A 21534-nucleotide genomic window follows, 5' to 3' on the forward strand; every position below is an offset into this window, starting at 1 on the left:
GGGATGAGTGGTGCAGGAAGGAAAGATCTAGTTGTTGGGGGTGACCGACGAGGGGCGGTTGGTCTCCGACGCACCGACGGTGGGCTCGAGGGCGTTCGTGTCGTCCTGCACCCGGGGAACCGGCGGCGTCTCGACGGCCACGGCGCCACCTGGGCGCTTGCGCGTGAGGAATCCGGTGATCGACGGGCGGCCCTGGCTCTTGTTCCAGACGTCGATCGCGACGGCGGCAAGGAGGACGAGGCCCTTGATGATCTGAACTCGGTCAGACGGAACGCCGACGAGCTGCAGACCGTTGTTGAGCACGGCCATCACCAGACCACCGATGATCGAGCCGGTCACGGTTCCGACACCGCCGGCGACGGCGGCGCCACCGATGAACACGGCCGCGATCGCGTCGAGCTCCCAGTTCAGGCCGTCCTGCGGGCCGGAGGCCGTGGAGCGGGCCACGAAGATCATGCCGGCCAGCGAGGCGAGCACAGACATGTTCATCATCACGAAGAAGTTGACACGGCGGGAGTTGACGCCCGAGAGCTCAGCGGCGTGCGAGTTGCCGCCGACCGCGTAGATGTGACGGCCGAAGATCGTGTTGCGGGTCACGAACGAGTAGAGCAGCACGAGCACGCCGAGGATGATGCCCGAGATGGGGAAGCTGGTGCCGACGCGGCCCGACGAGAAGAGGTAGGTGGCGTAGCCCGTCACGATGACAAGCCCGGCGATCTTGATCAGCGAGACCCAGAGCGGAGCCATGTCGCTGCCCATCTCGGCCTGCGTGCGGCGGGCCGAGAACTCGCGCCACACGATGGCCACGATCACGACGAGCCCGAGCAGCAGGGTGAGGTTGTTGTAGCCGGTGTCCGGGCCGATCTCGGGCAGGTAGCCGGCGCCGATGAACTGGAACTCCTTGGGCACGGCCACCGAGTTGGCGTTTCCGATGAACTGGTTGCCACCGCGGAAGATGAGCATGCCGGCCAGCGTCACGATGAACGCGGGCACTCCCACGTAGGCGACCCAGAAGCCCTGCCAGGCTCCGATGAGGGCGCCGACGACCAGTCCGAGCACGATCGCGACGGGCCACGGCACGTTGAAGTTCTGCATGAGGCTCGCCACGACGATGCCGGAGAACGCCGCGACCGAACCGACCGAGAGGTCGATGTGCCCCGCGATGATCACCATCACCATGCCGATGGCGAGGATGAGGATGTAAGAGTACTGGCTCACCAGGGCGATCAGGTTGCCCGGGGTGAGGGTCAGCCCGCCCGTCCACACCTGGAAGATGATGATGATGACGACCAGGGCGCCGAGGATGCCGAGCTGCTTGGCCCCCGATCCGCTGCCGAACATCTTGCCGAGGTCGCGAATGCCTCCGGATTTCTTGGGGGCTTCGGTGATTTGAGTCATCAGGAAAGAACCTTCTTCTTGGCGGAGGTCATGCTCTTCATGAGCGTTTCGGGATCGGCCTCTGCGGCCGGGATGTCATTGGTGATGGCGCCTTCGAAGACCGTGTAGATGCGGTCGGAGATTCCGAGGAGTTCGGGCAGCTCGCTCGAGATGACGATCACGCCCTTGCCCTCGTCGGCGAGCTTCTGGATGATGCCGTAGATCTCGAACTTGGCACCGACGTCGATGCCGCGGGTCGGCTCGTCGAGGATCAGCAGGTCGGGGTCGGTGAACATCCACTTGGCCAGAACGACCTTCTGCTGGTTGCCGCCCGAGAGCTTGCCGACGCCCTCGTTGACCGTGGGCGTCTTGATGCGCAGGCTCTTTCGGTAGGCATCCGAGATCTCGTACTCCTTGACCTCGTCGACAACGTCGCGCTTCGAGATCTTCTTGAGCTTGGCCGAGACCGTGGAGCGCTTGATGTCGTCGAGCAGGTTGAGCCCCAGGACCTTGCGGTCCTCGCTCACGTAGGCGAGACCGTGGTTGATCGCGTCGCCCGCGTTCTTGAGCACGATCTCCTTGCCGTCCTTGATGATCGTTCCCGACACGTAGGTTCCGTAGGAGCGGCCGAAAATGCTCATGGCGAGCTCGGTGCGCCCGGCGCCCATGAGTCCGGCGATTCCGACGATCTCGCCCCGGCGCACGAAGAGGCTCTCGTCTTTGCAGACCAGGCGGTCGGAGATGAGCGGGTGCTGCACGGTCCAGTTGCGCACCTCGAAGAAGACCTCGCCGATCTTCGGGGTGTGCTCGGGGAAGCGGCTCTCGAGGTCGCGACCCACCATGCCGCGGATGATGCGGTCCTCGTTGACCCCGTCCTCCTTGACGTTGAGGGTCTCGATGCTGCGGCCGTCGCGGATGATCGTGATGGAGTCGGCCACCTGCTCGATCTCGTTCAGCTTGTGCGAGATCATGATCGACGCGATGCCCTTGGACTTGAGGCCGCGGATCAGGTCGAGCAGGTGCTGCGAGTCGTTCTCGTTGAGCGCCGCCGTGGGCTCGTCGAGGATGAGCAGCTTCACGCTCTTGTTGAGCGCCTTGGCGATCTCGACGAGCTGCTGCTTGCCCACGCCGATGTTCTTGATGAGCGAGTCGGGGTCGTCTTTGAGGCCGACCCGGGCGAGCAGCTCGATGGCCCGCTTCTTCGCGTCCTTCCAATCGATGACGCCGCCGCGGCCGGGCTCGTTGCCCAGGAAGATGTTCTCGGTGATGGAGAGCTCGGGGATGAGCGCCAGCTCCTGGTGGATGATGACGATGCCGGTCTGCTCGCTGGAGCGGATATCGCGGAAGCGCACCTCGTTGCCCTGGAAGACGATGTCGCCCTCGTAGGTGCCGAAGGGATAGACGCCCGAGAGCACCTTCATGAGGGTGGACTTGCCCGCGCCGTTCTCGCCGCAGATCGCGTGGATCTCGCCGGCCTTGACCGTCAGCGATACGTCGGAGAGGGCCTTGACCCCGGGGAACTCCTTGGTGATGGATCGCATCTCAAGGATCGTGGGACTAGAAGACATTCATGCGCTCCTTGAAAGACTCCGCTGTCGGACTCGAGGATTCTGTCGAAATCTCTCGCTTAGGTAGTAAACGCCCTCGACCCCCTTGTCGTCAAATAGTTAACGCAACGACTTGATAACGGGAGGTCAGTGCGGGTGCACGCCCGGCTGCTGCAGCACGAGTGCGGCCGCACCCAGGGCCTCGGCCCGGTCGCCGAGCGACGACATGCGGATGGCGGTGGTCTCGCCCACGATCGGCAGAGCGTTGCGCACCAGGCCGCGCTTCACGGGCTCCAGGATGATGTCGCCCAGGGCCGCGAGCGGTCCTCCGATGAGCACGACCTCGGGGTTGATCATGTTGGCCATGTTGGCGATGGCGCGGCCCACGGCAGTGCCGGCGTCGTCGAGCACGCGCAGGGTGGCGGGGTCGCGTGCGAGACCGCGCCGCACGATGTCGGCCGTCGTCACCGGCACGGGCGACCCGCGCCCGAGCAGCTCGATCATGATCGAGATGGATGCCACGGTCTCGAGGCATCCCCGGTTACCGCAGCGGCACACGAGGCCGTGGTCGGAGACCGGGGTGTGCCCGATCTCGCCGGTGATGCCGAGATGGCCCCCGTAGGGCGCCCCGTTCAGGATGAGACCGGAGCCGATGCCCGAGCCGATCTTCACGAACACGAGGTTGCGGACGCCGCGATTCTCTCCCCAGGTGACCTCGGCGAGGGCGCCGAAATTGGCGTCGTTGTCAATGATCAGGGGGAACTCGAAGTGTCGTTCGAGGTCGGTGAGGCCCACTCCCACCCACTCGGGAAGGATGGCGCCGACGACCACGGTGTTGGTGCGCCGGTCGATCGGTCCGGGGATTCCGATGCCCACACCGAGCACTTGGGGGCGCTCGATGCCGTTCTCCTCGAGCAGCCGGTCGAGCAGCTCGGCACCGACGACGAGGCCGTCTTCCGCGGCGTAGCCGAGGGGCAGGGCCAGGGCCTCCTCCGCTCGCACCTCGTAGCCGAGGCTGGTGATGACGACACGCACGTGCCGTCTTCCGAAGTCGACTCCCACGGCCACGGAGCCGCTGTCGAGCAGGCGAACCGAGAGGGCGCGGCGGCCGGAGCTGGTCACGGGCGAGGTGTCAACGAGACCGTTCGACTCCATCTCTTTCACGATGTTGGAGACGGTGGCGGTGGACAGCCCCGTGGTGCGGGCGAGCTCGGCCTGGGTCGAGGGTCCTCCGGTGAGCAGCGACTCGACGATGCGTTGCTGGTTCAGCTGCCTCAGGGCCCCCTGCGACCCCGGGTTTCGAGGACGGCTCTTCGCTGAGCGTGTTCGTGCAGGCATGTTAGAAGGGTGCATCATGTTCACCTTGTAGTCAAGAAGTTAACGCATAGCCGACAGAGAATGTGATCGGTCACTCGTCAGGTGCACAACCGCCGACACGAGAAAGGCCCGGCGGGCCGCACCGCGATGGATGCGACCCGCCGGGCCCACGGGACGACTCGGGTCAGATCGCCTGCGCCAGACGGTAGTAGGCCGCGTTCCAGCGCACCTCTTTGGCGAACTCGCGCAGTTCGGTGTTCTCGTCGATGACCAGCAGCTCGGTCTTCGCGATCTCGGCGAAGTCCTGGAAGACCTCCAACCCTAGGGCGGTGGACATCACCGTGTGGTGCGCCGCACCGGCCGTGAGCCACGCGGCGGCCGACGTCTGGAAGTTCGGCTCGGGCTTCCACACCGCACGTCCGACAGGCAGGTTCGGCAGCGGAGCCGTGGGCTGCACGACCTCGACCACGTTGGCCACGAGGCGGAAGCGGTCGCGCATGTCGGAGAGGGCGACGACCACGGCGGGACCGGAGTCGGCGGTGAAGACCAGGCGCACCGGGTCGTCCTTTCCGCCGATGCCGAGCGCGTGGATCTCGAGGGTGGGCTTCTTCGTCGTGAGCGACGGGCTGACCTCGAGCATGTGGGCGCCCAGGATGAGCTCCGCACCGGGAGTCATGTCGTAGGTGTAGTCCTCCATGAGGCTCGCGCCTCCGGGCAGGCCCGCGCCCATCACGTTGGCGGCGCGCACGAGCACGGCCGTCTTCCAGTCGCCCTCGGCTCCGAAGCCGTAGCCCTCGGCCATCAGGCGCTGAACGGCGAGACCCGGAAGCTGCTTCAGCCCGCCGAGGTCTTCGAAGCTCGTGGTGAAGGCCGAGAACCCTCCGGCCTCGAGGAAGGAGCGCAGTCCCAGCTCGATGCGGGCCCCGTCGCGCAGCGACTCGTGGCGCTCTCCGCCGACGAGGAGCTCGGGCACGACGTCGTAGAGCTCGATGTATTCCGCCACGAGGGCGTCGACAGCGGCGTCGCTCTGCGCATCCACGGCCTCGACCAGCTCGTTCACGCCCCAGGTGTTGACCTGCACGCCGAACCGCAGCTCGGCCTCGGTCTTGTCACCCTCGGTGACCGCCACGTAGCGCATGTTGTCGCCGAAGCGGGCGAGCTTCATCTCGTGCGTGGCGGCCCAGCCTGCGGCCGCGCGGCTCCAGTCGGAGATCTGCTTCTGCACGCTCGGGTCGGTGACGTGGCCGACCACCGTCTTGCGGGCGACGCCGAGGCGGGCCTGGATGTAGCCGAACTCGCGGTCGCCGTGGGCGGCCTGGTTGAGGTTCATGAAGTCGAAGTCGATCTCGCCCCAGGGCAGCTCGACGTTGGCCTGCGTGTGCAGGTGCAGGAGCGGCTTGCGCAGCAGGTCGAGGCCCGTGATCCACATCTTGGCCGGCGAGAAGGTGTGCATCCACGCCGTGACGCCGATGACCTTGTCGTTCGCGTTGACCTCGAGGGCCATACGGCGGATCGCGTCGGAGTCGGTCAGCACCGGCTTCCACACGATGCGAACCGGGATGCCCGTGGACGCCTCGAGCGTGTCGGCGATCGTCTTCGACTGCTCGGCCACCTGGCGGAGGGTCTCCTCTCCGTAGAGGCCCTGGCTGCCGGTGAGGAACCAGATCTCGTAGTCGTCGAGGGAGGTGCGGAGTGTGCTCATGCGAGGGATCCTTCGGGGTTCTGTCCGTAGACGTTCTGGTAGCGGTTGAAGAGGGAGTCGATCGCGGGCTCGGGAATCTCGACGGGGGCGCCGAGCTGGCGGGAGATGTGCACGGTGCGGGCGACGTCTTCGACCATGACGGCGGCCTTGACCGCGTCGCGGGCGTCTTTGCCGATCGTGAACGGGCCGTGGCTCTTCATGAGCACGGCGCGCGAGCGGTGGCCCTTCAGCGTTTCGACGATGCCGCGACCGATCGAATCGTCGCCGATGATGGCGAACGGTCCCACGGGGATCTCGCCGCCGAACTCGTCGGCCATGGCCGTGATCACGCACGGGATCGGCTCGGCGCGCGCAGCCCACGCGACCGCGTAGGTGGAGTGCGTGTGCACCACTCCCCCGACCTCGGGCATATGCCGGTACACGTAGGCGTGCGCCGCCGTGTCGCTCGAGGGAGACCGGTCGGAGCCGGGCGTGCCGGGGATGACGTTGCCGTCGAGGTCGCAGAGAATCATGTTCTCGGGTGCCAGGTCGTCGTAGTCGACGCCCGACGGCTTGATCACGAACAGGTCGGCGCCCGGAACGCGGCCCGAGATGTTGCCACCCGTCCAGATGACGAGGCCGTAGCGCACCAGCTCGCCGTGCAGCCGCGCGACGTCGTCGCGAACGCGCGCGATCGCATCCAGGATGTCGGGAGTGAATTCGGTCACGGTATCGCTCACGCGAGGGCCTTCTTTCTGGCGGTCTTCAGCCGCTTCATGACGTCGTTGGCGCCGCGACCGAAGTAGTCGTGCAGCTCGGAGTAATCGGCGTAGAGCGCGTCGTAGGCATCGGCGTTCGCCTCGTTCGGAACGTAGACGGCCTCGTCGAGGCGGCCCATCGCGTCGCTGGCGGCGACCACATCGGGGTAGGCGCCGGCCGCGACGGCGGCGTGGATGGCCGAGCCGAGCGCGGGGCCCTGGGTGCTGGCGAGCACAGAGATCGGCATGCGCAGGATGTCGCTGTAGGTCTGCATGAGGAACGCGTTCTTGATCAGACCGCCGGCCGCGATGAACTCCGTCACCTCGACGCCGGATGCGTTGAACGTCTCGATGATCTTGCGCGTTCCGAACGCGGTCGACTCGAGCAGCGCGCGGTAGATCTCCTCGGCGCGAGTCGCGAGCGTCTGGCCGACGAGCAGGCCCGACAGCTCGGTGTCGACGAGCACAGAGCGGTTGCCGTTGTTCCAGTCGAGGGCCAGCAGGCCGTGGCCGCCGACCGGCTGGTGCTCGCTGAGCTCGGTCAGATACTGGTGGATGCTGATGCCGCGTGCGTCTGCGGCCTCCCGATAGTGGGCGGGCACCTGGTTCTCGACGTACCAGGCGAAGATGTCTCCGACGCCGGACTGGCCCGCCTCGTAGCCGTAGAGACCCGAAACGATGCCGCCGTCGACGACGCCGCACATGCCCGGAACCTCCTTGAGGATGTCGGAGTTCATCACGTGGCAGGTCGAGGTGCCCATGATGGCCACCATCTGTCCGGGCTTGACGGCGCGCGCGGCGGGAGCGGTCACGTGGGCGTCGACGTTTCCGACGGCCACGGCGATGCCCTCGGGCAGGCCTGTCCAGGCCGCGGCCTCCGCGGAGAGCCGACCCGCGGCATCCCCCAGCTGGCCGATGCGGTGCTCGACCTTGCTGGTGGCGAAGTCGGCGAAGTCGGGGGTGAGCGCGGCGAGGAACTCGGAGCTCGGGTACTCGCCGTCCTGCCAGATGCCCTTGTAGCCGGCCGTGCAGGCGTTGCGCACGTACTCACCGGTGAGCTGCCAGACGATCCAGTCGGCGGCCTCGACCCAGTGGTCCATGCGGTTGTAGAGCTCGGGGTCCTCCTCGAGCAGCTGCAGTCCCTTGGCGAACTCCCACTCGCTCGAGATGAGTCCGCCGTAGCGGGGAAGCCAGGCCTCGCCGCGTTCTTCGGCCACCCGGTTGATGCGGTCTGCCTGGGGCTGGGCGGCGTGGTGCTTCCACAGCTTCACGTAGGCGTGCGGGCGGTCGGCGTACTCGGGCAGCTCGTTCAGCGGGGTGCCGTCTGCGAGGGTCGGAACCATCGTGCAGGCGGTGAAGTCGGTGCCCACCCCGATGACCTTCGACGGATCGATGCCCGCTTCGGCCAGCGCGGCGGGAACGGTGTGCTTGAGCACGTCGACGTAGTCGCTCGGCACCTGCAGGGCCCACTCGGGCGGCAGGGCGGCACCGGATGCGGCGAGCGTGCGGTCCATGACCGCGTGCGGGTATTCGAGAACACCGCTTCCGAGCTCGGCCCCGTCGCTGACGCGAACGACGACCGCCCGGCCGGAGAGGGTTCCGTAGTCGATGCCGACGACGTAGCGCTCGTCGTCGTTCATGTCGGAAGTGCTCATCGGGGGAACTCCTTTGTTCGCATCACGCGGTGGATCCGGTTAATGTGACCGTTCACATTGCCGTGTTCATGTTACCTGAGCGCCGCCGCCCGCTGTCAAGCGAACTATCCGCGCCGGGCCGGTATATCCGCGCCCGGACGACCGGCGGCGGATGCGCCGAACAGGCGCGGATGCTCATAGCGCGCGGGGCGCAGCCGTCGACGCTCGCACGATGAGGTCGGGAACCAGGGCGCGCTCCTCAACCGGGGTGGCGCGGATCGCCGCCAGCAGCAGCGCGATGCAGCGCCGGCCGAACTCGTCGAAGTCCTGCCGCACGGTCGTGAGCGGCGGCCAGAAATGCGCGGCCTCGGGAATGTCGTCGAAACCGACGACGCTCACGTCACCCGGAACATCCAACCCCGCGTCGCGGAGCGCGTGCAGCAGGCCCAGCGCCATCTGGTCGTTCGACGAGAACACGGCGGTGACGTCGCCCTCTGCGGCGATCCTCTGCCCCGCGAGATAGCCGGATTCGGGGGTCCAGTCGCCCACGAGCGGCTCGCTGGGAGGGAGCCCGGCGGCCTCGAGCTCGGCCTGGAAGCCCACGATTCGCGCCTCCGCCTCGATCCAGTCGAGCGGACCCGCGAGGTGCCGGATGCGCGTGTGCCCCAGCTCGAGGAGGTGCCGCGTGGCGCGCCTTGCCCCCGTGATCTGGTCGACGGAGAGCGCGTGATCACCGCGCCGACCGGTGGACTGCATCGTGACGAACGGCAGTTCGAGCCCGCGCGAGACCAGCGCGTCGAACACGCGCACCTGAGGCGCGATCACCACCAGCCCCTCGATTCCGAGGTCGAGCAGGTGGGTGAGCGCCGCCTGGATCTCGTCGACGTCGTTGCCATCGACGTTGACCGTGTTCACGAAGTAGCCCTCGGCGCGGGCCGCGCGCTCGATGGCGCGGATGCTCGACGCCGGCCCGTACTGCGCACTCGACGCCGACAGCACACCGAGCGTCGCCGAGCGCGAGGTGACGAGGGCCCGGGCCGCCCGGTTGGGGCGGTAGTTGAGCTCGCCCATCACGGCGAGCACCCGCTCCCTGGTCTCGGGCCGGATGCTCGGGTGTGCGTTGAGCACGCGCGACACGGTCTGGTGCGACACCCCCGCGATGCGGGCGACGTCGCGAATGCTGGGGGCGCGACCGGATGCCGGCGGCTGCGTCACTCCGCCCGCCGCAGGGCGTGCGCCATCCACCACCACACCAAAGAGCCCGCGGTCGCATAGACGAGGAGCGAGAAGATCGTGGCGAGGATCGAGACGCCGAAGGTCAGGGCGATTCCGGATGCGTCGTCGCCGGAGACGGAGCCGCTGCCGAGGACGGCGCCGACGATGATCGTGATCAGCGGCGCGACCAGCGGCGAGACGACGGTCGACGCAATCAGACCGAGGCCGACCAGGATCCCCGTCGCGCTCCAGGTGACGGCCCACGGGCGAGCGACTCCGACCGAGGCGATCATGGCCTTGCCGATCCAGATGCCCGCCCAGCTGACGGCAGCCCCCAGCAGCATGGCGACGATCAGCACGAGCCACGCCACCCAGGCACTCTCAGGCGACAGCCCGGCGGCTTCGAGAACGGAATCGAGGGGCCTCACCTGGTAGCCGTCGGACTGCCGGACGATGCCCTGCACCAGAGACATGATCACCACGATGAGGAACAGGATGCCAGCCAGCGTGACGATGGTCAGGCCGGCGGTGAGCACGGTGTTCGATACGGCGCCCGCCACCAGTGCGCGGTTGCGGTGCGCCCGGGTCAGAGGCGGCCTCACAGTGCGCACGTTCGGGTAAGAGAAGCCCGGTGGCTGAGTCGGCTGGCTCACACGATCTCCTTGTCGAACGTCGTGCCGAAAGGATACCGGCTGGCCCGGTGAGCTCCTCGCACGTCGGCGCGGGTGTTTAATGAGTCATCATGACGATATGGGACTTCTCGGATTCGACTCGATCGACCCCGCATTCCTGACGTGACGAGAACCGACAGCAGATCACGGATCGTATCGGCGTGGAGTACGTCGATGCTGCTTCAGTGCGCCGCATTCGGAGCGCTGACGGCCGTGCTCATCACAGTCATGAGCCCGATCACCTCGTCGATCGCCCTCGCCTCTCCCGTGGCCTACTCTTTCGTGGGATCGATCTCGTCTCTCGGCCCGCTTCTCGCCGCCCGGTGGTTGCGCGCACCGGGTGCTCTCGTGCTCACGGCACTCGTGGCCGGGCTCCTGGCGATGCCCTTCACCGCGCTCGGATTCCTGATCCTTCTGGCATTGGGCCTGCCGGCACTCGCCGGCGAAGTCGTGCTGCTGGCAAGCAGATTCTCGACCAGACCTCGAGAGGCTTCGTGGTACGCCGCGGCCGCCACGCTCGCCCTGGTGCTCTTCGCCATCTCGCTCGTCGTGATCGATCCGGCGGTCATGTCGCCATGGGTGGTCATCCTCACCCTGCTCGGCCGCGTGCTGTCGATCCTGCTGCTCGCGGCCGTCGCCGTGAGGGTGGAGAAGGCGCTCACCCGGTCGGGCCTCCGTCGACGGCCCGTCGGCGGAGGCACCCCGTGACGGTGTGGGGCGCCCCGCGACTGCCGCCGCACTTCGTGTCGAGGCCGGGCCTGGTCGACATTCTCGAGTCTCCCGTTCCACTCGCCATCGTGCACGGGCCGGCCGGAGCGGGAAAGACGTCGCTGCTCGCCGAGTGGGCGGCCGGCACCGCTCAGCACGGCATCTGGGTGCAGTTCGAAACGGCCGACACGACCGGGCCCGCGGCCGTGTCGATGATCGCCGCCGAGCTGTCGGCCGCCGGAATGATCTCCGAGCCGAACCCCCTCCAGCTGGCCGATGCCGCGATGGCGGGCGGCGCCGACGAATGGTCGTTGCTGCGTCGCGGCCTTCAGGCGCTCGGCCGCGAGCTCGTTCTCGTGATCGACCGCGCCGATCTCCTGATCCCCTCCGAGCTGCACTCGCTCCTGTCGATCCTTCCCCGAGTGGAAGGCCTGCGACTCGTCCTCTCGACCAGACGCATCTCCGTCGTCGACGCATCGACGCCCGTCGTGGGCGTCGTGCGCTCCGTCATCGGGTGGAAGGAGCTCGCCTTCTCCCGCTCCGACGTGCGCGTCGCCCTCGGAGCCGGCGAGACCGACGAGCTCGTCGATGAGGTGATGCGTTTCGGCGGTTCGCCCCTGCTCACGCGCGCCCTCGCAGCGGCCGGACCGAGAACATCCGATGTGCCCGAGCGGATCGCCCGGGCTGCCGACACCTACGCGAGCTACGTCTGGGCGAACACCGCGGCCGGCGGCGATTCCGGGGAGACCGTCGAGCAGTACAGATCCTTCCTTCTCGCCATCTCGATCGCCGATGCGCTCGACGGCGAACTTGCCGAGGACCTCTCCGGAATGCCGCAGGCAGTGGCGCTGCTCGATCGCGCCGAACGCGATGGGCTCGGCCTCTGGCACGGCGAAGGCGCCACCCGCACGTTCACCCTGACGCCGTTGCTGCGCGAGACCTTCCTGCAGGAGCTGAAGAACGAGAGACGCGCCGCCCTCGCGGGGCTGCGCCGAAAGGTCGCCGTGTGGTCGCACGCACATGGGCGCCCCTTCGAGGCCCTCGACTTCGCGGTGCGCGCCAAAGACCTCGCCTTCGCATCGACCGTTGCCCGCAGTTCGTGGATGCTGCTTTTGCGCAACCACGGGTCGCAGGTCATCGAGGCGTTCGCCACGACCCCTCTCGTGGCCCTGCGCCAGTACCCGCTGCTCTCGCTGCTTCTCGCGTTGATCTTCAACGCGCGCGCGCACCACCGGGTTCGCGCGATCGAGTTCTTCGGCCTCGCGATCGCGTCCTCGCGCATTCTGGGCTCACGCGCCTCCCCTGCCGACCGTGCCCTGTTCCGCACGATCGAGAGCAGCTCGCTGCGGGTGCTCGGGTCGTTCGAGCCGGCACTTTCGGCAGCGGAATCGGCCTACGAGACGCTCATGGGGCTCGACCTCGAAGACCTAGCCCGACTCGGTCGTCTGCAGCCCGCGCTCTTCAACCACGTCGGCATCAGCTTCTTCTACAACGGACGCATGGAGAAGGCCATGGCCAGCTTCCGGCGCAGCTCGTCGATCGGTGAGGCCGAGAACGTGCCGTCGGGGCTCGAGGGGCTCGCCCTCGAGGCGGGGGCCGCTGCGATCACGGGAGATCTCGTGACGGCCGAGGATCGCTCGGCCGATGCGTTGCGCCGACACTGGCCCGACGGGTGGATCACCGGGTACATGGGCAGCTTCTACCAGGTCGCCGAGGCGTTCATCGCCCTCGAACACTTCGATGCCGAGAAGGCCGACGAGCATGTGCGCTCGCTCGACCGGCATCGCGCGACCATCGAGCACTGGCCGATTCTCGCGCACCTGGACGCTCTGATCGCCATGTTCAGGGGAGACCCCGATCGGGCACTGCTCGACCTCGAGCGCGAGATCGCCACCCACTCGAAGCGCTCCTCGCTCGGCCCCTTCACTGCGGCACGGCTCCGTGCCACCCGATCGCTCCTGCACCTGGCGGCGGGCGACGCCGACGCCGCCGAGAGCGCCCACGCGGTTCAGGGTCGGCGCGCGCGGCGCGACACGGTCGCTCTCGCGCGCATCATGCTGGCGCGAGGCAATCCCGACGGCGCCCTCGAGCTGCTGGGGCAGGCCGCGCCCGGCGACGATCAGACGCCCCGGGTCGAGGGCGAGGTGCTGGTTCTCAGGGCCGCCGCGCTCACGGCCGGCGAACGCACCGAGGCGTCGGCCGCCACGCGTCGGGCGGCGACCTTCCTGCAGCACAGCCACCAGGGACTCGCCTTCGCCCTCATCCCGGAGACGCACCAGCGTGGGATGATGCCGGGCATGCTGGCCGTGAATCCCGCCCTCGCGTCGGCGCCGTCGCTCGTGCCGGTCGCGGAGACCCGCGTGTCGCTGACCGCCCGGGAGGAGGCTGTCGCCGAACAACTGGCGCGCTTCGCCTCGGTCTCGGACATCGCGACCGCCTTGACCGTGTCGCCGAACACGGTCAAGAGCCAGCTCAGATCGCTTTACCGCAAGCTCGGCGTCTCGAATCGCGCAGACGCGATCGCCGTGCTGAGCCAGCGCCGCGCGCCCTGAGAGTGCGCGTCGGGCCTACGAGACGGGCACGACGAGCCCGCCCCAGGTCTCGTCGATGTAGTCCTTCGTCTCCTGCGAGGTCAGCAGCTCGTAGAGCTTCGCCACCCGCGGGTCGTCCTTCAGCTCGTCGCTGGTGGCGAGCACGTTGAAGTACGGACTGTCGCTGCCCTCGATGAGGATGGCCTGCTTGGCGGTGAGACCGGCGGGAAGCGCGAAGGAGATCGTCACGAAGGCCGTGTCGACATCGGCGACCGCCTGGGCGAGGGTGGCGTTCTCGATCTCGACGAACTCGTAGTCGTGGGGGTTCTCGGTGATGTCGGCGAGTACCGTGGGCTCGTCGGCGACCTCGATCAGGCCCTCGGAGGCCAGGATCTTGAGGGCGCGGCCCTCGTTCGTCGGGTCGTTGGGGATGGCGATCTTGGCGCCGTCCTTCAGGTCGTCGAGACTGGTGACCTTGTCGCTGTAGAACGCCGCACTGGGCAGGTAGACCTCGCCCGCGCTGACCAGCGTGCCGCCGGCCTGCTCGTTGTACGTGTCGAGGAAGGTGCTGTTCTGAAAGAGGTTCGCGTCGATCGAGCCGTCGCTCAGCGCTGTGTTGGGCGTGTTGTAGTCGGTGAACTCGGTGAACTCGATCGTGAGGCCGGCGTCGGCGGCCAGGTTGTCGGAGACGAACTTCAGGATGTCGCCGGCGGGCGTCGCGAGCGCGCCCACCTTGATCGTGCCCAGATCACCGGAGCCCGACCCGGAGCCGGCGTCGGAGGACGAATCGGAGGCGGTCGAGCACGCGGCGAGCGCGGTCAGGGACAGTGCGGCCGTTGCGACGGCGGCGACGATGCGGATGCTGTTCTTCATCAGGGTGCCTTTCGGATCGAGGTGCAGGGGGTGGGGTGTCAGGAGTTCTGGCGCTGGAGGCGTCGCGCGCCCCACGCCGCGAGGGCGGCGAGGGCCTGCACGATCAGATAGATGACGATGATGACCGCGACCATGTGGATGGTGCTGTAGCGCTGGTAGCCGTAGCGGAATGCCACGTCGCCGAGTCCACCGCCGGCCACGGTGCCGACCATGGCCGAGAAGTTGATGATCGAGGTGACCGTCGTGGCGAGCCCGAGGAGGATGCTGGGCAGCGCCTCGGGCACCAGCACCTTGCGCACGATCTGCCACGACGTCGCGCCCAGGGAGTCGGCCGCCTCGGACAGCCCGGGCTCGACCTCCTTGATCGCGATCTCGACCATGCGGGCGAAGAACGGGATGGCCACCAGCGACAGCGGCACGATCGCCGCTGTCGAGCCGATGAACGTGCCGACGATGAGGCGGGTGAACGGGATGACCGCGATCATCAGGATGATGAACGGCACGCTGCGGCCGAGGTTGACGACGAAGTCGAGAATCCGGTTGATGACGACGCCTGCGCGGCGCGAGCCGAAGGGCGCCGAGAAGAGGCCGCCCTTCTCTGTGCCGACCAGCAGGATTCCGAGGGGCAGGCCGACGATGATCGTCACGAGCAGCGCGACGCCGACCATATAGAGGGTCTGGCCGGTGCCGATCAGCAGCACCTGGAACAGGTCGGACCAGAATCCGGGAGCGGAGGGATCGATCATGCGTCCGCACCTCCTACGACCTCGACGAGAAGGCCCTGGCCGCGCAGGTCGGCGAGCGCCCTGTCGATGTCGTCGCGCGGGCCGGGGAGGGCGAGCCGCGTGCGCCCGGCCTGGTTGCCGCCGATGGTCTCGACGGCGGCGCCGAGGATGCTGACGTCGAGTCCGTGCACCCGCGCCAGCTGGGCGATCACAGGCCGGTCGGCCAGGCCGCCGCTGAAAGTGATGTCGACGACGGTGTGGCCGGCGGGCGTGTGCACCTCGCCGAGCGGGAACAGGTCGCGGGCGAGGCGCGAGCCCGGCGTGCGGATGAGGTCGACGAGGTTGCCGGTCTCTGTGACCCGGCCACCCTCGAGAAGCGCGGCCGAGTCGCAGATCGTCTTGACGACATCCATCTCGTGGGTGATGAGCAGCACGGTGAGCCCGAGCTCCGAGTTGATCGTCTTGAGCAGCGCGAGAATCGATCGGGTCGTCTCGGGGTCGAGGGCGCTCGTGGCCTCGTCGCTGAGCAGCACCGACGGTTTCGCCGCGAGCGCCCGGGCGATGCCGACGCGCTGCTTCTGCCCGCCCGAGAGCTGGCCCGGGTAGACCGATGCCTTGCTCGACAGGCCGACGAGGTCGAGGATCTCCGCGGCCCGGCGGCGACGCTCGCGTGCATCGACGCCCACGATCTCGAGGGCGAGCTCGACGTTGCCCTGCACAGTGCGGCTGGTGAGCAGGTTGAAGTGCTGGAAGATCATGCCGATGCCTCGCCGGGCACTGCGCAGCTCTGCACCGCCGAGGCTCGTCAGAACGCGTCCGTCGACCTCGATGCTTCCCGAGTCGGGCCGCTCGAGCAGGTTGACGGTGCGGATGAGCGTGCTCTTGCCCGCCCCGCTCTGGCCGGCGACGCCGAAGATCTCGCCTCGCTCGACCGTGAGGCTCACGTTGTCGAGCGCGGTGACCCGACGGTCTGTGCGGCCGAACGTCTTGGTGACGTCGGTGATGGCGATCATGGGATTCCCGGTGGTCGGTGGTGCAGACGACATTGCACAGCACCGCGCAACTTCAGGTGCTCCCCAGTGTGGCCGAGCCCGAACCGGCCGACCAATTCGTGTTACCGAATGTGAACGACGCGCTTCCAGGCGACCTCGCGGTCGAGCTGCCCGGTCTGCCGGAAGAGCGCGACCTGGGTCGTCTCGCCGAGAGCCGCGGCCAACGACGAGGTCGACGCCCGCTCGAAGCCGAGCTTCTGCCAGAACGGGCCGGAGCGCCGACTGAACAGCCAGGCGCGCTCGACGCCCGCGGCCCGTGCGGCATCGAGGGCGAACCGCGCCAACTCGCTTCCGAGTCCGCACGATCGAACGGCCGACGCGACGGCCACGCTGCGGATCAGGGCGTCCGGCGCCGAGGGCGACCGCTCGAAGCCGGTGCTGCCGACGATCTCGCCCCGCTCCCCCCGCACGATCCAGTAGCGCGCGCCCCGCGCATCCAGCCCGGCCGTCGTGAGGTCGGCCTCCGCGAGAAAGTCATGCAGTTCGGCCGTGTCGAGCGGGGCGACGGGTATCGGACGGATCACCCGACCGAGCGTAGCAATCGAAGGGATTCGTTGACAGGTGACCATATAGTCACCTATTTTTGACCTCATGGACGAGGTGTTCCGGGCTCTGGCAGACCCCACGCGGCGGGCGATCCTCGACGCGCTGTTCGTCGAAGACGGCCAGACCCTGGGCGCGCTCGAGGCGCGGTTCGACATGAGCCGCTTCGGCGTGATGAAACACCTGGGAATCCTCGAGGAGGCCCGGCTCGTGATCGCTCGACGACGAGGCCGCGAGAAGCTGCACTTCCTCAATCCCGTGCCCATCCGGCTCGTGCACGACCGGTGGACGAGCAAGTACGCGGAACCCTGGACGGCCGCTCTCAGCGACCTCAAGACAGAACTGGAGAGAACCATGGAGAAGGTATTCGAGATCTACATCCGCACGACGCCAGAGCGTCTGTGGCAGGCGATCACCGACCCCGAGATGCGCAGCGTGTACAGCTTCGGCAACCGCATCGAGTCGGACTTCACCGAAGGCTCGAGCTACACGCAGACCAATCCGAAGGCGAATGCGCCGCTCGGCGACGGGGTGAACCTCGTGGTCGATGCGCCTCGCAAGCTGGTGCAGTCGATGGTGGCCAGGTGGAGCGACGAGGTCGCCTCCGAGGGCACCACCCGCATCACGTGGGAGATCGAGCAGGTCGGAGACTCGTGCCGCCTCGTCGTGACCCACGACGAACTGCGCGAGGGCGCGAACGAAGAGCTGTACGGCGGCTGGCCGATGATCCTCTCCGGCCTCAAGACGCTGCTCGAGACCGGCGAGAAGCTCACGACGCCCGGCTCGCTGATGTACACCTAGGCGACGCGGGCCAGTGCCTGGTCGAGGTCGGCGATCAGGTCGTTCACGTCTTCGATGCCGATCGACAGCCTGATGAGACCCGGGGTGATCCCGAGTCTCTGTCGCAACTCCTCGGTGAACGAGAAATGCGTCGTGGTGGCGGGATGCAGCGCCATCGACCGCACATCGCCGATGTTCGTCATGCGGGAGACGACCCGCAGACCGTCGAGGAAGCTCCGCGCCCCGGCTGCTCCCCCGCGAACGGTCACGGCGAAGACCGACCCGGTGCGGCCGCCGTACAGGCGCTGCGCCAGCTCGTACGCCGGATTCGACTCCAGCCCGGCGAAGTCGACGCTCTCGACCTTCGGGTGCTGCTCGAGCCAGCGGGCGATCGTGACCGAGCTGTCGAGGTGCCGCTCCATGCGCAGTGACAGGGTCTCGATTCCCTGGTGCAGGAGAAACGAGTTGAAGGGCGACAGCGCCGGCCCGATGTCGTTGACCACGGCCTCGCGAGCGAGCCGCGCGTACCCGGTGCGGCCGTATCGCTCGAGCAGCGATCTGCCACCGGATGTCTGGGGTTCGGTCAGCAGCGGATAGCGCCTCTCCGAGGCGGCCCAGTCGAACGTGCCGCCGTCGACGATCGCCCCGGAGAGCCCCGCGCCGTGGCCGGAGAGGAACTTCGTCGACGAGTGCACCACCACGGCGGCGCCGTGCTCGATCGGGCGGATCACGTAGGGCGACGCGATCGTGTTGTCGACCACGAGGGGGATGCCGTGCCGGGCGGCCACGCGGGCGACCTGGTCGATGTCGACGATGTCGTTCTTGGGGTTGGGGATGGTCTCGGTGAAGATCGCCTTCGTGTTCGGCTGGATGACGCGATCCCACTCGTCGTCGTCGGCCGTGTTCCACACGTAGTCGACGGAGACGCCGAAGCGGGCGAAGCTGCGCCCGAAGAGCACCCGCGTTCCGCTGTAGATGCTGGCCGTCGACACGATGCGCTCGCCGTTCTCCGCGAGCGCGAGCAGGGCTGCGGTGATCGCGGCCTGCCCCGACGAGACGACGATGGCCTCCGAGCCGCCTTCCAGCGAGGCGATGCGCTTCTCGGCCACGGCCCCGGAGGGATTGCGCTGCCGGGAGTAGATGAGCCCGTCGGCGTCTCCGGAGAACCGGTCTCGGGCATCGTCGAACGAGTCGAAGCGGTAGCCGGCGGTCATCGCGATGGGCGAGACGCGGGCTCCGGCGTTGAGGTCGTCGTACTCGCCGGCGTGCACCTGGCGAGTGTCGAAGGCGTAGCCCTGCCAGTCGTATTCGGGCGGCGCGATATCGGTCGAGGGAGGGATGGCTTCGGTCACAGAACACTGCTTTCTTGGGCGGCGGGGCTGAGACATCGGCGCACGGCGTGCGCCATGTCGAGCACGGCCTGCTCGAGGATGGGTCGGGGCATGGCGAAGATGAGACGCGCGTACCCCTCGTAGGCGCGGCCGCAGAGCGACCCGTCGGTAAGGGTGACCCCCGCCTCGACGCGGAAGAAGTCGGCGACCGAGCCGTCGATCTCGAGATCGGAGCAATCGAGCCAGGCGATGTACGTCGCATCCGGGATCGTGAACCGCACCTCGGGCAGGTGCTCGGCGAGCAGCTCGGCGATCAGCCGGCGGTTGCCGTCGAGGTAGTCGACGACCTCGCCCAGCCACTCGCGGCCCTCGGTGTACGCCACGGTGGCGGCGATCACTCCGGGGGTGGATGCGCCGTGCATGACCGAGAAACCGAAGGTCTGGTAGAGCTCCTCGTCGGCTGAGTTCGACGTGATCAGCTGGGCAGTCTTCAGGCCGGGCAGGTTCCAGGCCTTGGATGCCGATGTCGACGTGATCGTGTGCCTCGCCGTGGTCTCGGACAGCGACGCGTAGGGAATGTGCGCGACCCCGTCGTAGCGCAGGGGCGCATGGATCTCATCGGCGAACACGCGCCCGTTGTGCCGGTCGACGATGCGGGCGATGGCCTCGAGCTCGTCGCGTGTGAGCACCGTTCCGGTGGGGTTCTGCGGATTGCAGAGGATGAGCGTGCGGGCGCCGGCGCGGAAGGCCGCCTCGAGCCCGGCGAGGTCGTGCTGCCAGCGGCCGTCGGCGTTCACGACGCCGGGAACCTCGAACACCTCGCGGCCCAGCGTGGGAATGAAGCTGAGGAACGGCATGTACGCCGGCGTGGGGATGATGACTCCCGTTCCGGATGGCGAGAACTTGGTGATGGCCACCTCGAGCGCGGCCATCACGTCGGAGACGGCGTGCACGTTCTGCCATGGGAAATCCCAGCCGTACTCGTCGCGGTGCCAGGCCGCGGTGGCCTTGCCCATCTCGTGCGAGGTCGCCGGGGCCAGGTAGCCCAGGTTGCCGTCGTCGATGGCCTGGTGCAGCGCGCGGGTCACCTGCGGCGCCGTTCCGAAGTCCATCTCGGCCACCCAGGCTCCGACTGTTCCGGGGTGCAGGCTCCACTTGCGGCTCGAGGGAATGCTCAGCTCGGCACGGGTGATGTGGTCGAAGCGGGCGTGAGTCATGCAGCGATCGTACGGACTATGCGCCCGACCCCGTCGCTGCTTTACGCCATGTGTCATCGGCCCTCGGCGTTCCCCGTCTGCGCGCTTATGGTCGTCGCATGACCACCCCCACGCCTGTCCGCATGTTCGAACGCGATGGACAGCTGGTTCTCGGGGCGATGGTGCGCACGCTCGGGGCGTTCCCCTCCGGATGGCGGTATCCCGGCGCCCACAGGAACCCGGCGAACGACCCGGCGGCGCTCAAACGCCTCGCCCGCACCGCAGAGAAGGCCGGTCTCGACTTCCTCTTCCTGGGCGACTGGCTGTCGTCGAGCTCCGACCTCGAGTACACCGAACCGTCGCTTCTGGCGCGCATCGATCCGTTCAGCTCGGCCGCGTACCTCGCCGCCGTCACGAACCGCATCGGCCTGATCGGCACGGCCAGCACCGCGCATTCCGAGCCGTACGCGATTGCCCGCGCCGCGGCATCCATCGACCGCCTCAGCGGCGGGCGCTTCGGCCTCAACCTGACCGTGGGAACCGACCCGAGGGCCGGTGCGAATTTTGGAAGAACGGATGCCGGCGGCCCCGACGACAACCGCTTCGAGACCGGGGTCGAGTACGTGCGGCTGCTGCGCAGCCTCTGGGACAGCTGGGACGACGACGCCGTCGTGGCCGACGCGAAACGCGGAATCCTGGTCGACCACTCGCGGGTGGATCCGGTCGACCACGAGGGCAGGCGGTTCAGCGTGGCCGGGCCGCTCAACGCGCTGCGCCCCGTGCAGGGGCAGATCCCCGTGGTGCACGCGGGAGTCTCTGTTCGCGCCCGGGAGTTCGCGGCCGCACACGCCGACATCCACATCGTGGCGCCGTCGAGCCTCGGTGACGCGGTGAAGTTCTACCGCGAAGCCGGCCTCCGGGCGACGGCGGCCGGTCGGGCACCCGGCGACATCACGATCATCGCGCCCATCCTGCCCATCGTGGGCGAGACGCGACAGGCGGCCTTCGCGATCTACGACGAGCTCGTCGCGCTCGTGCCCCTCGACGACGGCAGCCCCCGGGCGCAGTCGCTCGGCCTGCCGGCGAACAGGTCGACGGCCGCGCTCCTGCGCTCCGTGGGCCTGCCCCTGCTCGAACGCGGTCTCGACGAAGCAGTGTCGCTCGCGACCGCGGAACGCTTCAACGCGGTGGGGCAGCGCCTGCTCGAGGTCGTCGAGTCGCGCTCCGGGCGCTCGATCGGCGGCGCGCGGCCGATCACCTACCGGCACCTCGTGGTGGCGCAGGCCATCGCGGCTCCGCTCGTCGTGGGGTCGGCCGTCGACATCGCCGATCACCTCGAGACCTGGTTCCGCGCCAGCGCCGCCGACGGCTTCGCCATCCAGAGCGCGTTCCTGCACGAGCAGTTCGACGCGTTCGCGCATCAGGTGGTTCCCGAGCTGGTGCGCCGCGGCCTCGCGCACGAGGGCTACGACGCGAAGACCCTGCGCGGCCACTTGAACCTCACGAAGCCCGCTCGCGAGGCGCCGGTCGCCCCGACTGTCGGCCCGCACTGGGTGATCTGAGACGGTCCGAACGGGCAATGCAGTCAAGCCGCG

At 68.1% G+C, this 21534-nt stretch carries 18 protein-coding genes; 4 read left to right on the forward strand and 14 right to left on the reverse strand.

Annotated features, from left to right (window positions below; translation table 11 throughout):
* Positions 1-27: 27 nt before the first annotated feature.
* From mmsB to ASF06_RS01130, 8 genes are all read right to left on the reverse strand, one after another.
* Entirely contained in the window at positions 28-1398 is a 1371-nt protein-coding gene (gene mmsB / locus ASF06_RS01095) for a multiple monosaccharide ABC transporter permease (protein ID WP_055942275.1), read from the reverse strand.
* Positions 1398-2945: a multiple monosaccharide ABC transporter ATP-binding protein gene (mmsA, locus tag ASF06_RS01100; protein ID WP_055942278.1), complete on the reverse strand. Its 1548-nt coding sequence runs from the start codon at positions 2943-2945 to the stop codon at positions 1398-1400. Before mmsA ends, mmsB begins: the two co-directional genes overlap by 1 nt.
* Positions 2946-3071: 126 nt before the next feature.
* Positions 3072-4262, reverse strand: a complete 1191-nt coding sequence (locus ASF06_RS01105; RefSeq protein WP_055942283.1) for an ROK family transcriptional regulator — start codon at positions 4260-4262, stop codon at positions 3072-3074.
* A 163-nt stretch (positions 4263-4425) separates the two neighbouring features.
* Complete coding sequence (araA, locus tag ASF06_RS01110; protein WP_055942286.1) at positions 4426-5943, reverse strand: L-arabinose isomerase; 1518 nt, start codon at positions 5941-5943, stop codon at positions 4426-4428.
* The gene (locus tag ASF06_RS01115; protein WP_442853917.1) at positions 5940-6662 is read right to left on the reverse strand and encodes an L-ribulose-5-phosphate 4-epimerase; all 723 of its coding nucleotides are present in this window, start codon (positions 6660-6662) and stop codon (positions 5940-5942) included. The genes araA and ASF06_RS01115 overlap by 4 nt, the downstream gene beginning before the upstream one ends.
* On the reverse strand, positions 6659-8335 hold the full coding sequence (araB, locus tag ASF06_RS01120; RefSeq protein ID WP_055942289.1) for a ribulokinase: 1677 nt from the start codon (positions 8333-8335) through the stop codon (positions 6659-6661). Before araB ends, ASF06_RS01115 begins: the two co-directional genes overlap by 4 nt.
* A 174-nt stretch (positions 8336-8509) precedes the next feature.
* A complete protein-coding gene (locus ASF06_RS01125) occupies positions 8510-9529 on the reverse strand; it encodes a LacI family DNA-binding transcriptional regulator (RefSeq protein ID WP_055942294.1) in 1020 nt (339 codons plus the stop codon).
* Complete coding sequence (locus tag ASF06_RS01130; RefSeq protein ID WP_157439030.1) at positions 9526-10182, reverse strand: hypothetical protein; 657 nt, start codon at positions 10180-10182, stop codon at positions 9526-9528. The genes ASF06_RS01125 and ASF06_RS01130 overlap by 4 nt, the downstream gene beginning before the upstream one ends.
* A 192-nt stretch (positions 10183-10374) precedes the next feature.
* Between ASF06_RS01130 and ASF06_RS19325 the strand changes: the two genes are divergently transcribed.
* A complete protein-coding gene (locus ASF06_RS19325; protein WP_055942300.1) occupies positions 10375-10908 on the forward strand; it encodes a hypothetical protein in 534 nt (177 codons plus the stop codon).
* The gene (locus ASF06_RS01140) at positions 10905-13460 is read left to right on the forward strand and encodes a LuxR C-terminal-related transcriptional regulator (protein WP_055942303.1); all 2556 of its coding nucleotides are present in this window, start codon (positions 10905-10907) and stop codon (positions 13458-13460) included. Before ASF06_RS19325 ends, ASF06_RS01140 begins: the two co-directional genes overlap by 4 nt.
* Positions 13461-13475: 15 nt before the next feature.
* On the opposite strand, the gene ASF06_RS01145 is transcribed toward ASF06_RS01140, so the two are convergent.
* The 4 genes from ASF06_RS01145 to ASF06_RS01160 all read right to left on the reverse strand — a co-directional run bounded on the left by ASF06_RS01145 (position 13476) and on the right by ASF06_RS01160 (position 16613).
* A complete protein-coding gene (locus tag ASF06_RS01145; protein WP_055942305.1) occupies positions 13476-14312 on the reverse strand; it encodes a MetQ/NlpA family ABC transporter substrate-binding protein in 837 nt (278 codons plus the stop codon).
* A 38-nt stretch (positions 14313-14350) separates the two neighbouring features.
* On the reverse strand, positions 14351-15058 hold the full coding sequence (locus ASF06_RS01150) for a methionine ABC transporter permease (RefSeq protein ID WP_055924042.1): 708 nt from the start codon (positions 15056-15058) through the stop codon (positions 14351-14353).
* Positions 15055-16083, reverse strand: a complete 1029-nt coding sequence (locus ASF06_RS01155) for a methionine ABC transporter ATP-binding protein (protein WP_326940632.1) — start codon at positions 16081-16083, stop codon at positions 15055-15057. The genes ASF06_RS01150 and ASF06_RS01155 overlap by 4 nt, the downstream gene beginning before the upstream one ends.
* A 68-nt stretch (positions 16084-16151) precedes the next feature.
* Positions 16152-16613, reverse strand: coding sequence for a GNAT family N-acetyltransferase (locus ASF06_RS01160; RefSeq protein ID WP_055942311.1), 462 nt, complete (start codon positions 16611-16613; stop codon positions 16152-16154).
* 67 nt (positions 16614-16680) lie between these two features.
* Between ASF06_RS01160 and ASF06_RS01165 the strand changes: the two genes are divergently transcribed.
* Positions 16681-17433 (forward strand): ArsR/SmtB family transcription factor, encoded by a 753-nt coding sequence (locus ASF06_RS01165; RefSeq protein WP_055942312.1) that lies wholly within the window; start codon positions 16681-16683, stop codon positions 17431-17433.
* Here ASF06_RS01165 and ASF06_RS01170 read toward each other — a convergent pair.
* Together ASF06_RS01170 and ASF06_RS01175 are read right to left on the reverse strand one after the other, a co-directional pair.
* A complete protein-coding gene (locus tag ASF06_RS01170) occupies positions 17430-18764 on the reverse strand; it encodes an O-acetylhomoserine aminocarboxypropyltransferase/cysteine synthase family protein (RefSeq protein ID WP_235500855.1) in 1335 nt (444 codons plus the stop codon). The two genes, ASF06_RS01165 and ASF06_RS01170, sit on opposite strands and share 4 nt — an antisense overlap.
* Positions 18761-19960, reverse strand: coding sequence for a MalY/PatB family protein (locus ASF06_RS01175; RefSeq protein WP_055942315.1), 1200 nt, complete (start codon positions 19958-19960; stop codon positions 18761-18763). The genes ASF06_RS01170 and ASF06_RS01175 overlap by 4 nt, the downstream gene beginning before the upstream one ends.
* A 98-nt stretch (positions 19961-20058) precedes the next feature.
* Here ASF06_RS01175 and ASF06_RS01180 point away from each other — a divergent pair, with 98 nt between their 5' ends.
* Positions 20059-21501 (forward strand): NtaA/DmoA family FMN-dependent monooxygenase, encoded by a 1443-nt coding sequence (locus ASF06_RS01180; RefSeq protein ID WP_157439031.1) that lies wholly within the window; start codon positions 20059-20061, stop codon positions 21499-21501.
* The last annotated feature ends 33 nt before the right edge of the window (positions 21502-21534 follow it).

The organism is Agreia sp. Leaf244 (assembly GCF_001422695.1).
Lineage (GTDB): Bacteria > Actinomycetota > Actinomycetes > Actinomycetales > Microbacteriaceae > Agreia.

Coding starts and splice junctions, on each gene's coding strand:
- mmsB (WP_055942275.1), bottom strand. CDS start 1,398: ATGACTCAAATCACCGAAGCCCCCAAGAAATCCGGAGGCATTCGCGAC.
- mmsA (WP_055942278.1), bottom strand. CDS start 2,945: ATGTCTTCTAGTCCCACGATCCTTGAGATGCGATCCATCACCAAGGAG.
- ASF06_RS01105 (WP_055942283.1), bottom strand. CDS start 4,262: ATGCCTGCACGAACACGCTCAGCGAAGAGCCGTCCTCGAAACCCGGGG.
- araA (WP_055942286.1), bottom strand. CDS start 5,943: ATGAGCACACTCCGCACCTCCCTCGACGACTACGAGATCTGGTTCCTC.
- araB (WP_055942289.1), bottom strand. CDS start 8,335: ATGAGCACTTCCGACATGAACGACGACGAGCGCTACGTCGTCGGCATC.
- ASF06_RS19325 (WP_055942300.1), top strand. CDS start 10,375: ATGCTGCTTCAGTGCGCCGCATTCGGAGCGCTGACGGCCGTGCTCATC.
- ASF06_RS01145 (WP_055942305.1), bottom strand. CDS start 14,312: ATGAAGAACAGCATCCGCATCGTCGCCGCCGTCGCAACGGCCGCACTG.
- ASF06_RS01150 (WP_055924042.1), bottom strand. CDS start 15,058: ATGATCGATCCCTCCGCTCCCGGATTCTGGTCCGACCTGTTCCAGGTG.
- ASF06_RS01155 (WP_326940632.1), bottom strand. CDS start 16,083: ATGTCGTCTGCACCACCGACCACCGGGAATCCCATGATCGCCATCACC.
- ASF06_RS01165 (WP_055942312.1), top strand. CDS start 16,681: ATGGACGAGGTGTTCCGGGCTCTGGCAGACCCCACGCGGCGGGCGATC.
- ASF06_RS01175 (WP_055942315.1), bottom strand. CDS start 19,960: ATGACTCACGCCCGCTTCGACCACATCACCCGTGCCGAGCTGAGCATT.
- ASF06_RS01180 (WP_157439031.1), top strand. CDS start 20,059: ATGACCACCCCCACGCCTGTCCGCATGTTCGAACGCGATGGACAGCTG.